General features: G+C 63.9%; 12 protein-coding genes. 8 read left to right on the forward strand and 4 right to left on the reverse strand.

Annotated features, from left to right (window positions below; translation table 11 throughout):
- Positions 1 to 17: 17 nt before the first annotated feature.
- On the forward strand, positions 18 to 1,199 hold the full coding sequence (locus X730_RS156800) for a hypothetical protein (RefSeq protein ID WP_031196700.1): 1,182 nt from the start codon (positions 18 to 20) through the stop codon (positions 1,197 to 1,199).
- Positions 1,200 to 1,273: 74 nt separating this feature from the next.
- Here the strand turns inward: X730_RS156800 and X730_RS156795 are convergent, their stop codons facing one another.
- From X730_RS156795 to X730_RS156785, 3 genes are read right to left on the reverse strand one after another with little or no spacing between them, the layout of a single operon-like run.
- Positions 1,274 to 2,125: a TIGR01459 family HAD-type hydrolase gene (locus X730_RS156795; RefSeq protein WP_023753903.1), complete on the reverse strand. Its 852-nt coding sequence runs from the start codon at positions 2,123 to 2,125 to the stop codon at positions 1,274 to 1,276.
- On the reverse strand, positions 2,122 to 3,411 hold the full coding sequence (locus X730_RS156790; RefSeq protein WP_031196702.1) for an FGGY-family carbohydrate kinase: 1,290 nt from the start codon (positions 3,409 to 3,411) through the stop codon (positions 2,122 to 2,124). Before X730_RS156790 ends, X730_RS156795 begins: the two co-directional genes overlap by 4 nt.
- Positions 3,395 to 4,438 carry a class II aldolase/adducin family protein gene (locus tag X730_RS156785; RefSeq protein WP_023825878.1) on the reverse strand — a complete coding sequence of 348 codons (1,044 nt, stop codon included), beginning with the start codon at positions 4,436 to 4,438 and terminating at the stop codon, positions 3,395 to 3,397. Before X730_RS156785 ends, X730_RS156790 begins: the two co-directional genes overlap by 17 nt.
- Positions 4,439 to 4,630: 192 nt before the next feature.
- On the opposite strand from X730_RS156785, the gene X730_RS156780 reads away from it, so the two are divergent.
- The 7 genes from X730_RS156780 to X730_RS156750 all read left to right on the forward strand — a co-directional run bounded on the left by X730_RS156780 (position 4,631) and on the right by X730_RS156750 (position 12,158).
- Positions 4,631 to 5,413, forward strand: a complete 783-nt coding sequence (locus X730_RS156780; RefSeq protein WP_023701285.1) for a DeoR/GlpR family DNA-binding transcription regulator — start codon at positions 4,631 to 4,633, stop codon at positions 5,411 to 5,413.
- A complete protein-coding gene (locus X730_RS156775) occupies positions 5,410 to 6,789 on the forward strand; it encodes an FGGY-family carbohydrate kinase (protein WP_023701286.1) in 1,380 nt (459 codons plus the stop codon). The genes X730_RS156780 and X730_RS156775 overlap by 4 nt, the downstream gene beginning before the upstream one ends.
- A 44-nt stretch (positions 6,790 to 6,833) precedes the next feature.
- Entirely contained in the window at positions 6,834 to 8,330 is a 1,497-nt protein-coding gene (locus tag X730_RS156770; protein WP_050588083.1) for a sugar ABC transporter ATP-binding protein, read from the forward strand.
- Positions 8,327 to 9,319, forward strand: a complete 993-nt coding sequence (locus X730_RS156765; RefSeq protein WP_023701287.1) for a ribose ABC transporter permease — start codon at positions 8,327 to 8,329, stop codon at positions 9,317 to 9,319. The genes X730_RS156770 and X730_RS156765 overlap by 4 nt, the downstream gene beginning before the upstream one ends.
- Before the next feature lie 76 nt (positions 9,320 to 9,395).
- Entirely contained in the window at positions 9,396 to 10,334 is a 939-nt protein-coding gene (locus X730_RS156760; RefSeq protein ID WP_023670567.1) for an ABC transporter substrate-binding protein, read from the forward strand.
- Positions 10,335 to 10,400: 66 nt separating this feature from the next.
- Positions 10,401 to 11,294: a sugar phosphate isomerase/epimerase gene (locus tag X730_RS156755; protein WP_023707957.1), complete on the forward strand. Its 894-nt coding sequence runs from the start codon at positions 10,401 to 10,403 to the stop codon at positions 11,292 to 11,294.
- A gap of 621 nt (positions 11,295 to 11,915) precedes the next feature.
- Positions 11,916 to 12,158 carry a DUF768 domain-containing protein gene (locus X730_RS156750; RefSeq protein ID WP_023670565.1) on the forward strand — a complete coding sequence of 81 codons (243 nt, stop codon included), beginning with the start codon at positions 11,916 to 11,918 and terminating at the stop codon, positions 12,156 to 12,158.
- A gap of 33 nt (positions 12,159 to 12,191) precedes the next feature.
- Here X730_RS156750 and X730_RS156745 read toward each other — a convergent pair whose 3' ends face one another.
- Positions 12,192 to 13,310, reverse strand: coding sequence for a P1 family peptidase (locus X730_RS156745; protein WP_023825879.1), 1,119 nt, complete (start codon positions 13,308 to 13,310; stop codon positions 12,192 to 12,194).
- Positions 13,311 to 13,312: the final 2 nt, after the last annotated feature.

The following is a 13,312-nucleotide window of genomic DNA, read 5'->3' on the forward strand; positions in this document are numbered from 1 at the left end:
AAGGCAGAGGATATTCCATGCAGCAACTGTCCATGTGGACCTATCCCTGGGACATCCAGGATCTCGGCCTGGAGACGGTCGAACGTGATCTTGTCGGGCGCGCCGGGCTCAACATGATCAGCCTGGCGACATCCTATCATGCCGGGCGCTTCCTGCAGCCGCGCAGTCCGCGCCGCAAGGCCTATTTCCCTGAGGACGGCACCATCTATTTCAAGCCGACCGCTGCGCGCTGGGGAAGTCTAGCCATCCAACCCAAGGTGGCTGACGTGATCACCGAGGGCGGCGATGTGCTCGGTCAGCTCATCCGCCGTCGCGACGCGGGCGGGCTAGGCGTTTCGTGCTGGACGGTCTGCCTGCACAACACCCGCCTGGGCATGCTGCATCCGCAGGCCGTCACCCGCAACGCCTTCGGCGACGCCAACTACTACAATCTCTGCCCGTCCCATCCCGATGCGCGCGCCTATGTCCGCGCGCTGATCGCCGACATCTCGCACAGCTATCGGCCGGACCGGATAGAACTTGAAAGCCCGTCCTTCATGGGCTTTGCCCATGAATACCATCACGAGAAGGACGGTGTCGGGCTGACGCCGGAAGACGATTTTCTTTTGTCTCTGTGCTTCTGTCCGTCCTGCGTCGCCCGTGCGGCAAAAGCCGGCATCGATGCCGAGGCGGCGCGTAAGCTCACCAGGCAATGGATCGTCGAGACCTGCGAGCGTGCGGTGCCTGAGCGGCGCTTTCCCGATTTCCCCGCCTGCGGCCTCGACGCCTTTGCGCCGTGGCCGGAGCTCCATGCCTATCTCTTGTGGCGATTCGAGCCAGTGACCAGCCTGGTCGCCGAACTGCGCGAGGTAGCCGATCCCACGACGCGGGTCGTCATTATCGATCTGAAAGACGGCTGGCTTGGCGGTTGCGATCTGGCAGCGCTGGGCAAGGTCTGCGACGGGGCGATCCTGTGCGCCTACGACATGCAGGCCGGCGATGTCGCCAGTCTGATGGCGGCCGGCCGTGTGGCACTGGGCGCGGACAAATTCCTCGGCGCCGGCTACCGGCTGTTCTATCCGGAAATGGCCCGCCCCGACATCCTCGCGGCCAAGGTGAAGCCGGCGCTGGCGCCCGGTGTGGACGGCGTCAATTTCTACAATTACGGCCTCATTCCAGCCGCGCGGCTCGACTGGATCCGCGCTGTTCGGCAGTCTTGAGCCAGCCGGCCAATGCTCGTGGCCACGAGGCGTTGAGGCCGGATTCGGGCGCGAGCGCTGCCGGGTTAATCAAATCAGCGAAACCTGAAGCCATCCATGGTGTAATCCGGGTAGGCGTCCATCGTGTCTAATAGGTCGAACAGGTCAGGTGTGTCCGCCAATATTCCTGACAGAACCAGCACCGTGGCCACGCCGGCAGCAAGTCCGCCGGCGATGTCGTGTTCGACGCTGTCGCCGACGCAGACCACAGTGCTGCGGTCTGGATTGCCTGCCACCGCTAGCGCAGCGCCGAATATAGTGGGGTAAGGCTTGCCGATACGCGTGACGCTACCACCGAGGTCCTCGTAGAGATCCGCCAGCCGGCCGGCGCCGAAGCGCGGCCCCACTGCCGTTAGCATGATCTTGTCAGGGTTGGTGCAAAAGCATGGCACCTGCCGCACCGCAGCCGGCGCAAGAAGCCGGCGATAGTGCTCAAGATCGTAGCGGTCGCCCTCGCTGGCCGAAATCAGCACCAGCCCGGCATCGTCACCGTCCTTGGTCAATGCGAACGGCAGACCTTCGATCGCCGAGCGGTCATCGTCGCGGCTTATCAACAGGCATTTCGTGTTTGGCAGTAGCTTTCCGGATACCGCCATGTCGTGGAAGAACTCCCACGCGACCTCGCCGGAAGAAACAAAATGGTCCCAGCTTCCCGGTTCGAAGCCGAGCTTTAGCAGCCGGCTCTCGTTGGGCCCCGCCCGCTTGCCGGAGTTCGAGATCAGCACAATGGTCTTGCCGGCGCGCTTCAGCGCCGACAGTGCTTCCACCGCCCCTGGATAGGGGCTGGTGCCGTCATGCAGCACGCCGAACTGATCGAGCAGGAAAACATCATAGCGCTCGGCCAGCTGGTTGACGCCGTTGAGGTGTTCGACTGTTTTCGCGCTCATAGAAGCCCCGCCGCGCTTGCGCCCGTCAGCGCCAGCCGCGCTGTGCCGGCGGCGGCTTCGTCCGAAAGTGCCGGCAGGAAATCAACACCAAGTCTGCGCTGCCGGATCGCCGTCCAGGCGGCATTCGCCGCACCGCCGCCGACGCTTCTGACCGACGTCAGCTGCGGAGCGCCGAGCTCGGCGAGCCTGTCATAGCCGAGCGCCTCGATCGCGGCGATACCCTCCAACATGGCTTTCAGATAGTCGGCGTCCTCCACCGGTCGCGGCACAAGACGCGGCGGCAGTGCCGGATCGGCGATCGGAAAGCGTTCGCCTGCAGTGGCAAGAGGATAGTAGTCGAGGCCGGTCTCGGTCATCGGGTCGATCGCCATGCTCAGCTCGACGATGCGCGCCAGAGGGAAATGCTGTGTCAGCACCTTGCCGCCGGAGTTCGATGCGCCGCCCGCCAGCCAGACATCTCCAAGCCGATGGCTGTAGATGCCGAAGCGTGGCGCCGAGATAGGCCGGTCGGACAGGATCTTGACGGTCAACGACGACCCCAGCGCGGTGACGCCGTCGCCTATTGCCGCGGCACCTGTCGCCAGGAACGAGGCGCAGCCATCGGTCGTTCCGGCGACGACGGCGATTTCGCGCGGTAAGCCGAACATATCCGCGGCATCCGCGGTGAGCTTGCCGACGACATCGCCCGGCCTGGCGATACCGGGCAGCAACTCCATGCGCATTTCGGTGGCCGCAATCCAGTCCGGCCAGCAGCGGGCCGTGATGTCGTAACCGGTTTTCAAGGCATTGTTCTCGTCGCTGACATCGAAGCGACCGGAGAATTGTCCCGCGATCCAGTCCGCCTGATGCAGCACCGCGGCAACACCGGGCGTGCGCTGGAACCAGAGCGCCTTGGCGAGACCGGACGTCGCCCCAAGTGCGGCACTGGTCGCTGGGGCTTCGCGAGCGATCGCGACCAGAATGGCGTTGTCGGCGACCGTATCGTTGTACATCAGCGGCTCGGCCAGCGGCCGCCCGGCGCCGTCGACCGGCAGCAACGTACCTGAAGTGCCGTCAACAGCGATCGACCGGACCGCTGTTCGGTCGATGCCCGAAAGCAGTTCCGCCAGCGCTGCGCCGACCGCTGACCACCACACTGCAGGGTCGCGGGCATTCCGGCCAAACAACTCGAGCGAAACGGCGGAACGCGCGGCAATGGAAAAATCCGGACGCATGGCGACCGCGCGCGCGCCGGACGTGCCGATGTCGATGCCTATGGCAAGCGGCGTGTCAGCGGCTGGCGGCATTGAGTTTCTGGCGATACTTCTCGGCGTCCCAGTTGACCAGTTCATCGTTCTCGGCGGCGGTGAGGTAGTTCAGCCGCGCTGCAATGTCGATGCGTGCCGTCACGTCGGCAAGGCAGCGTTGCATGGCGTCGGCGCCCGCACTGGCATCGCCGCGCATCAGCACGCCCAGCCCGGGAAACAGGATCGCCACGGGGTTTGTACCGCACCGCTCGATGACGCGCGGCACATCCTCACCGGGCTTTGCCACCACCGACCCCCGACCCAGAAAGATGACGTGATCGGGGTAGAGGCTGCCCCCGGACGCCATGCGGCGGCTTTCGGGATCGATGGCGACCGCGTGCGCCTCGATTTCCGCCGGCAGCCTGTAACCGGTTTTCCCGGCCAGCGCCGCCAATCCCGCAACATCCGGTTCCGCCACTTGGCGCGCCGGCCGCGCCAGAAGCAGCGTGACGCGGCGCAGCAGCACTTCGGCCTCGGCGACGGTATCGGCCGCGACGACCAGCCCGTGATTGGCAAGGATCAGCACGTCGACCCCAGCCTGAAGCCGCTCGGCAATACCCTGGGCAAGCGGCAGGCCTGGCCGGAAATAAGGAACATACGCCCATTTGAGACCATCAAGGCGTCTGGCGGCTTCCACCTCGCAATTGGCCTGTACCGCCAGCGAAATGGTTTCGACGCAATGGACATGCAGGACGACGCGCTGCGGCATCAGCGCGTGAACGGTGGTTTCAATCGAAGGGCGCAGGCGCCGGGCGTTGAGCGTCTCGATGGCGAAGATCTGCGGCTGGTCGGCGGCGCTGTCGCGCTGTTCGACAGCCCTGAGCAGCGGCGCCATCGCCACCGGGACCATGATGTCTTCGGAGAGCGCATCCTTCAGCCATGTGCCGGAAGCCTTGATCCACAGCGTGTCGCCGGCTTTCAGCGAGGTGTTGCCGCCGGCGGCCTGGGTCAGGTTTGGGCTGCGCCCGATGCTGGCCGAAAGCGCCCGCAAAGCAGCCATTTCCTGCGCATCCGCATAGCTCGCCATGGCGCATTTCCTCTATCAGCTCCGTCAGCCTCGCAGCTTCGGATACCCGTCGTGGGATGTTGATGTGTATCGCAGATGCGAGCGACTTACGTCAATAGTGATCTAATGTCATCAAAGGTTCTTGCAATCGGAAAGATGTTGAGTAAGTTACGTCAAATGCCGTGGCAAAAACGGCTCCTGGGAGGAAAACGATTGAGCGACTCCGGCCGCCAGCGTCAGATCGTCGAGTTGCTGCGGGATCGCCCCTTCGCGTCGGTGCGCGAACTGCAGGAGCAGCTCGGCGTGTCGGCGGCGACGGTGCGGCGCGACATCGACAAGATCGACGAGGCCGGTGAAGCACGGAAGGTCTATGGTGGCATCTCGGCGCTCGACGGCGCTTCACAGGCGGGTGTTGCCTATGCCAGGCCCTATGACGAGAACCGCGACCTCGCGGTCGAGGCCAAGCGGCAGATCGCCGCTCTCGCGGCCACGATGGTGCGCGACGGCGATGCGGTCATCGTGCATGGCGGTTCGACCTGCTTCCACCTTGGGGTCAAGCTGGCTGAGCGCAGCATCCGTCTCTATACCAATTCGATGCCGCTCGCGGCCTATCTGAGCGACCACGGCCATTGCAGCCTGACCGTTGCCGGCGGCGATCTGCATCGTGAGCCGGGCATCATCCATTCACCGACCCAGGCGGAGCCGTTCTACGCATCGAAGTTCTTTCTCGGCGCGCAAGGCCTTGGCCAGGAGGGCGTGCTGGAATCGCACCCGCTGCTGGTCCGCTCCATCGCCGATCTCAGCCTGTGTGCCGACCAGATCGTGGTGCTGGCCGACAGCCGCAAACTGTCGATCCACGCCCGTAACATCGCGCTGCCCTTGTCGCGCATCGGCACGCTGGTGACCGATGACGGCCTGTCCGACGTCGACGCGCGCATGCTGGAAGACGCGGGCGTCATGGTGCGCATCGCTTCGGCTTCGGGAGCCATCCAGTGAAGATGGCCGTCCTCGATTTCGGCAAGACCAATTCGAAGCTGTTCGTCTTCGCTCAGGACGGGCGCATCGTCGACGAGCGCCGGACCCGGCCGAACTGGATGCGCAAAGATGGCTTCAGCGTGCTTGATGAGGCAGCACTTCACAGTTGGGCGGTTCGCGCCGTAAGCGAGGCCTCCGACGTCCATGGCGTACAGGGCGTGATGGTGTCGGGCCATGGCTGCACCTTTGCCCTGGTCGACGAGGCGGCGCTGACGCATCCGATACTCGATTATGAGCAAGAGCCGCCGGCTGATATTGCCGCGCAAATTGATCGCCTCGTTCCGGATTTCACCGAGACCTTCTCGCCGCGATTGCCGCTCGGCTTCAACTACGGTCGCCACATGCTGTGGCTACAGGCGGTGCAACCCGGTGCATTCACGGCCGCGAAATCGATCCTCGGCTATCCACAATACTGGAGCTGGCGGTTTGGCGGCCGGGCGGTCTCGGAAGTGTCCTATCTCGGCTGCCACTCGCATTTATGGGCGCCGCGCAAGCGCGACTTCAGTTCGCTGGTCGATATTGAGGGCTGGCGCGACAGGATGCCCGCTTTCGAGCGGGCGGGCTCGGTTGTCGGCGAGCAACGCCTCGGCGACACGAAGCGGCGGATCGCCATCCACAATGGTGTCCATGACAGCAATGCCGCGCTCCATGCCTATCGCCGGCAGGAGCTTGGCCCGGTCACCGTCGTCTCGACCGGCACCTGGGTCGTCGTGCTTAATCCGGATTGCCTGCTCGACGCGCTCGATGGCCAGCGCGACATGCTGGTCAATGTCGATATCGACGGCGGCCCTGTGCCGACCATCCGCTTCATGGGCGGGCGCGAATTCGCCACGATCAGCGACGGCTGGCAAGGCGCGATCGCGCCGGCGGCAGTGCAGCGGGTGATCAACGCCGGCAGCATGGCGCTGCCGAGCTTCGCGCCGGGCGGACCAATGCCCGGCCGCGCCGGCAAATTGGTCGGCCGCATGCCAAGCGCCGAGGAACGCGCAGCCGTGGCGCTGCTCTACGTCGCGCTGATGGTCGACCTCTGCCTCGACCAGATCCATTCGGACAACACCGTGATCGTCGATGGCGGACTGAACGCTGGCGGCCTGCTCGCCGGGCTAGTGGCGCAACTGCGTCCCAGCCAGGCCTTCCTGCAAGGGGCCACACTGGAGGGCAGCGCCACCGGGGCGGCGGCGCTGGCCTTCGAGACCGTCGGCCGCGAATTTGCCGCGGAAGTGCCGGAGCCCGTGCGTGCCGCAAGCTTCACCGGACTTGCCCGATATCGCGACACATGGCGTGGCCTCATCGGCGAGCAGGGCATCCCCCGCGCGGCAGCGGGAGGCGCACGGTGATTGTCGCTGCTCAGGCCGAAGTCACGCGCCAGCCAGTGCTGGAAATGCGGCACATCTCGAAGACGTTCGGGCCAGTCCGCGCCTTGCAGGACGTGTCGCTGACCGTCCATGCCGGCGAAGTCCATGCGCTGATGGGTGAAAACGGTGCTGGCAAGTCGACTTTGATGAAGGTGCTGTCCGGCGCCTATCGGCCTGATGCCGGCGGCGAGATACTGATCGACGGCGTGCCGGTCGCCACCGGCGACCCGATCAAGGCGCGGGCTCACGGCATTGCGGTTATCTATCAGGAACTGTCGCTGGCGCCCAACCTGACGGTCGCGCAGAACATCTTCCTCGGCAATGAGCCGAGGCGTTTCGGCATCGTCGACCGCGACCAATGCTACCGGCGCAGCAATGAGATCATCAAGCGTCTCGGCGTGTCCTTCTCCGCACGGGCTCAGGTTTCCAGCCTGTCGCTCGGCGAGCGTCAGCTGGTCGAAATCGCCCGCGCGCTTTCGACCAGCGCGCGCATCATCGTCATGGACGAGCCAACCACCTCGCTGACCTCGCGCGAGACCGACCGTCTCTTCGAGGTCATCGCGACGCTGAAGTCGCAAGGCATCGCCATCATCTACATCAGCCACCGCATGGAAGAGGTCTACCAGTTGGCCGACCGTGTCAGCGTGCTGCGCGACAGCGGCTATGTCGGCACACTCGAGCGTGCCGAGCTGAACGCCTCGCGCCTCGTCTCGATGATGGTTGGCCGCGACCTGTCCGCTTTTTACAGGAAGGATCATCGCCCGCCGGACAACAAGCGCGCGGTCGCCTTGTCGGTGCGCGGCATGGCGGACGGCAATCTCCTGAAGAACTGCTCCTTCGAACTGTACAAGGGCGAGGTGCTGGCTCTGGCTGGCCTTGTCGGCTCGGGCCGCACCGAACTCGCGCGACTGATCTTCGGTGCCGACAGACGCATCGCCGGCACGCTGGAACTCGACGGCAAGCCCGTAACCATCGGCTCGCCAAGCGAGGCACTGAATGCCGGCATCGCCTATCTCACCGAAGACCGCAAGGAGCTCGGCCTCTTTCTCGACATGTCGATCTCCGACAACATCAGCATGGGCGTGCTGGCCAGGGATGCGCGGCCCGGCGGCTTGCGCGATTTCAAAGCCGCCGAGAGACGTGCTGCCACTGCCGTTTCGGATCTCTCCATCCGCACCAGGTCGGTACAGGCCAATGCCGGTTCGCTGTCGGGCGGCAACCAGCAGAAAGTGTTGCTTGCCCGCCTGCTCGAGACCGAGCCGCAAGTGGTCATCCTGGATGAACCGACGCGCGGCGTCGATGTCGGAGCGAAGTCGGAAATCTACCGGCTGATCGACAATCTCGCCAAAAAGGGCATCGCCATCCTGATGATCTCCAGCGAACTGCCGGAGGTGATCGGCGTTGCCGACCGCGTGCTGGTAATGCGCGACGGCACGATTGCCGGCGAGGTTACGGCGTCCAAAGACCAGCCGCTGCGCCAGGAAGCAATCATGGAACTTGCAACGGGAGCGGCCAAGGGATGACCGACAAGGCGACCGAGATCAGTGGCCAGGTTGTCGGCAGGAGCCGGCGGTTGCGCACCGCCTTCGCCGCCCTTGGCATGCTGCCGATCCTGATCCTGCTGGCGGTCGGCTTCCAGTTGATGAACGCGCGCTTCTTCACCCAGACCAATTTGCTGATCGTCATGCAGCAATCGTCGATCAACATCGTGCTGGCAGCGGGCATGACCTTCGTCATCCTGACCGGCGGGATCGACCTGTCCGTCGGCTCGATACTTGCCGCCTCGGCGATGGTGGCGGTGATGGTGTCGCTGGTGCCCGATTGGGGACTGCTGGGCGTGCCGGCGGCCATTCTCGTCGGCCTCGGCTTCGGCGTCATCAACGGGCTGCTGATCGCCTATATCAGACTGCCGCCCTTCATCGTCACGCTGGGGTCGCTGACCGCTGTGCGCGGCGTCGCCCGCCTGCTCGGCCAGGACACCACGGTGTTCAACTCGGACCTGCCGTTCGACTTCATCGGCAACGGTTCGCTGTTCGGCATTCCGTGGCTGGTCATCATCGCCTTGTCGATCGTGGTGCTGTCCTGGCTGGTGCTCAAGCGCACCGTGCTCGGCACCTGGATCTATGCCGTTGGCGGCAATGCCGAAGCGGCGCGGCTGACCGGCATCAAGGTGCCGCTGGTGCTGCTCTTTGTCTATGGCGTTTCCGGCCTGCTGGCCGGCCTTGGCGGCGCCATGTCAGCGGCCCGGCTCTATGCGGCCAACGGGCTGCAGCTTGGGCAGTCTTACGAACTCGACGCCATTGCCGCGGTCATTCTCGGCGGCACCAGCTTCGTCGGCGGCGTCGGCTCGATCTGGGGTACGCTGATCGGTGGCCTGATCATAGCGGTGCTATCCAACGGGCTCATCTTGGCCGGTGTCTCGGACATCTGGCAGTACATCATCAAGGGATTGGTCATCATCGTGGCAGTCGCCCTCGACCGCTACAGGCTCCAGGCAGGAGCGAGAACGTGATTGACCTTGGTCGCCGGCGTAAACGACCGGTTTGTGTAACGCACCGTGAGAGGCGCGGGGCAATTGGAGGAAAGCAATGAAGACCATCGCTAAACTGCTCTGCGGCGTCGCACTCGCGGCCGCCGCCATCGCGCCCGCATCGGCCAAGGACCTCAACAAGGTCGGCATCTCGGTCGGCCTGCTCGGCAACCCCTTCTTCGTCGCCACCATCAAGGGCATCGAGGACGCAGCCAAGAAGATCAACCCGAAGGTCGAGGTAACCTCAGTGTCGGCCGACTACGACCTCAACAAGCAGGTCTCTCAGGTCGATTCCTTCATCGCCGCCGGGGTCGACGTGATCATGCTCAATGCGGTCGATGCCAAGGCGATCGGCCCGGCGGTGAAGAAGGCGCAAGCAGCGGGCATCGTCGTTGCCGCCTTCGACGTCTCGGCGCCAGGCGCCGACGTCACCGTGATGACCAACAACGTCAAGGCCGGCGAAGAGGCCTGCCAGTATCTGGTCGACCACACCGGCGGCAAGGGCGACTACGTTATCCTCAACGGCCCGGCGTCGTCGTCGATCCTGGAGCGGGTGAAGGGCTGCAAGGACGTCCTTGCAAAACACCCCGACATCAAGATCCTCTCCGACGACCAGAATGCCGAAGGCTCGCGCGACGGCGGCCTGAAGGTCTTCCAGTCGCTGCTCACCCGCTTCGACAAGATCGATGCGGTGTTTGCCATCAACGATCCGACGGCGATCGGCGCCCAGCTTGCGGCCAAGCAGCTCAATCGCTCGGAGTTCATCTTCACCGCAGTGGATGGCGCTCCCGATATCGAGAAGGAACTCGCTTCCGGCACCTCGATGATCAAGGCCTCGGCTTCGCAGGATCCCTACGTGATGGCTGGCCAGTCGCTGACGATGGCGGCTGAGCTGCTTGCCGGCAAGAAGCCGGCGGAGCCGACCGTGCTGCTCGACCCGAAGCTGATCACGGCCGAGAACCTGAAAGACTACAAGGGCTGGACCGCAGCCCGCTAAGCCTCCCAAGGCCGATGCGGCCGGGGCAACCCGGCCGCAACTCAATTCCAGAAACGGGAGACGATCATGTCGCGCATCGGTATTCATTCCTTCGTCTGGTCGGCGAGTTCGGCGCAAGGCGACCTCGAACGGACGCTGGCCAACACCAAGGAGGCCGGTTTCGACCTGATCGAGTTCTCCTATCTTGACCCCGCCAATGTCGACGTTGGCGGGCTGGCCAGGCGCATCGCCGACCTCAAGCTTGGCGTGGCGATCAGCATCGGCCTGCCGGCCGACGGCGACATTTCGAGTGCCGACAAGGCGGTTGCCGCGCGCGGCGTCGAGATCCTCAACGAGACGATCGCGCTCACCCGCGATCTCGGCGGCCAGAAGATTGGCGGCATCCTCAGTACCAGCCACGGCTTGCAGACGCAGGCGCCGACGCGCGATCAGTGGAACCGCAGCGCGGGTACACTTGCGAAGGTTGCGGAGACGGCCAAGGCCGCCGGCGTCACGCTCAATCTGGAGATCGTCAATCGCTTCGAAAGCAATCTTCTCAACACCGCTTCACAAGGCCTGGCCTTCATCGCGGACACCGGCTCCGACAACATCTTCCTGCATCTCGATACCTTCCACATGAACATCGAGGAGGCCGATGTCGGACTGGCTATCCGCCATGCCGCTGACAAGATCGGTTATGTCCATATCGGCGAGAGCCATCGCGGTTTCCTCGGCACCGGCAATATCGACTTTGCCGCCATCTTCGATGCGCTGACCGCGATCGGCTATAGGGACGACCTCAGCTTTGAATCCTTCTCGTCGAAGATCGTCGACGAGAACCTGTCACGGAAGACGGCGATCTGGCGCAATCTGTGGTCCGACAATATGGAATTGGCCCGGCATGCGCGCGCCTTCATCTCAATCGGTCTGGAGACGGCGCAGCGAAAGGCAGAGCTTGTTGCATCGAGACATCGTCCTTAGCAGGAGCGCGCTGCCAACGCGCCAATGTTGTCGTTCATCCGGCCCGCGCCTTACGTGCAAGGAATCGACGTCGGAGGCGCTGAGTGTGGCGGAGGCAGTCGAGCGGGGTGACGCTGACGAGAGCTTTCTGATTTTGGCCCACGAAACGCAATAAAATCAACATCTTCATACGCCCTCCGGGGCCATCCGATCTCCATACTGGACGGGGATGACGTTTGACACAGCGCGGCGGAAAGAAGCAGGATGGCTGATAGAGTCGACATCGCATGATGATGTCACTATATAGCGGCGGCTTCGACCGTGTAGCTGTGGCGGTGTACCACGAAGCAGCAGAAAATGTGTTACGCGTTGTGATCCCTATTGTGATACAAATCGGCCGTCGACAGCAGGAAAAGATCGTAAGAACAATAGCATAGAGCCGAAGCCGATCCCGGCCAACGTACCACTCTATCAAACAATCAGAACGTGCTCATTGAACCCTTCCCTTCATTCGGCTCTTCGGACCTCCGACAAGATCAACTTGCCGGGCGAAGCCGACTCGGTTCGAATGGCAGCATGCATCCTTTACCGGGTGCGGACGTTTACGGTTACCAACCGGCATAGCCGCCAGGGAAAAGCAGTATGAGTGAACATGCGATCGAGTTCTTGCGCGGATGGATCGGTGAAAAGGTTCACTGCCAGCACTCGCCGGTAAAGATCGAGAAGCAGGCCGAGACCCTCGCCAAGGAGTGCGCGGCCAAGGCCGCTGAGGTCGGCATTCCGCTGGAAGATATCCAGGAAGAAGTCGGCGACATCCAGGAACTGATCGCATCGCGGCTCGAAGAGGCGGCCGAGGCCGACCAGAGCAACGCGGCCAAGCCGTGACGCAACAGGCCTGGCGCCGCCAGGCCTTGTCCTCTATCCAAATCGATCTTTCAGCCAGGCCTTCGGCAGCGCCGGCACGAAATTGCCGTCGCGTCCGCTCATATCCTCATTGGCGACCATTGCATTGAGGATCGCCTCCTCTACGCCTTGCGCCACCGCATCGAAGAACGGATCGATATCGACGTCCGGGATGTAAGCGGCGTTTGCGGTTCGTCCCGACGGTGCAAGTGCTGCTTGCGGATTGGCGATGGTGAAGGCCAGAAAAATGTCGCCCGAACTGTGGTAGCCGAAGCCGCCTGTCATGGCGATGCCGAGCGGCACGCGCTTTGCCAGCCGCTTCATCTGGTGCGGCAGAAATGGCGCATCGGTGGCGACGATGGCGATGATCGAGCCCTTTTCGGCACGCGGCGTGCCTTCGCGCATCGCCGGCTCTACCAGATCGGGCCCGACGCGGGCGCCGCGCAGTGTGAAATTGCGCCGCTTGCCGAAATTCGCCTGCAAGAATACGCCGACCGTATGCCTGATGCCCTGCCACTCGACGATGCGCGATGCCGTGCCCGAGCCGGCCTTGAAGCCAAAGGCAATCATGCCGGTGCCGCCGCCGACACTGCCTTCCTCGATCGCTCCACCGGCGGCACCGTCGAGCGCGGCTTCGACATCTTCGAAGCCGACGTGATGACCGTTGATGTCGTTGAGGAAACCATCATAGGTCTCCGCCGCAACCGGCAGGCCCCAGCCGCTGTCGAGCGCCGCCGGCAGCACGCGTTGCATCCAGCGCAGCGTGCCGTCGCGGGTAACGCCGCAGGAATGCGTGTTGGTGATCGTGACCGGCAGGTTGAAGGCGCCGACTTCCTCGATAATGTGCGACCCCGTCAACTCGCCATTGCCGTTCTGGCTGAAGACACCGGCAAACACCGGCGTGGCGAGCTCAGCCAACGGCCGCGGCAGGATGGCGGTGACGCCGGTGCGCACCGGCCCCGTGCCAACCTCGAGCAGACCCTCGCCGGAAATCAGCGTCGCATAGCCGACCGATACGCCGGGCACATCGGTGATGGCGTTGAAGCCGCCCGGCGTGCCCTCGAAGGCAATGCCGAAAGCACGCGCGCGCGGCTTGCCCGCCGGCGTTTGAAGATGCGGGTCATGTTCGGTCATGC

The sequence above is a fragment of the Mesorhizobium sp. L103C131B0 genome, from assembly GCF_000502275.1.
GTDB lineage: Bacteria > Pseudomonadota > Alphaproteobacteria > Rhizobiales > Rhizobiaceae > Mesorhizobium.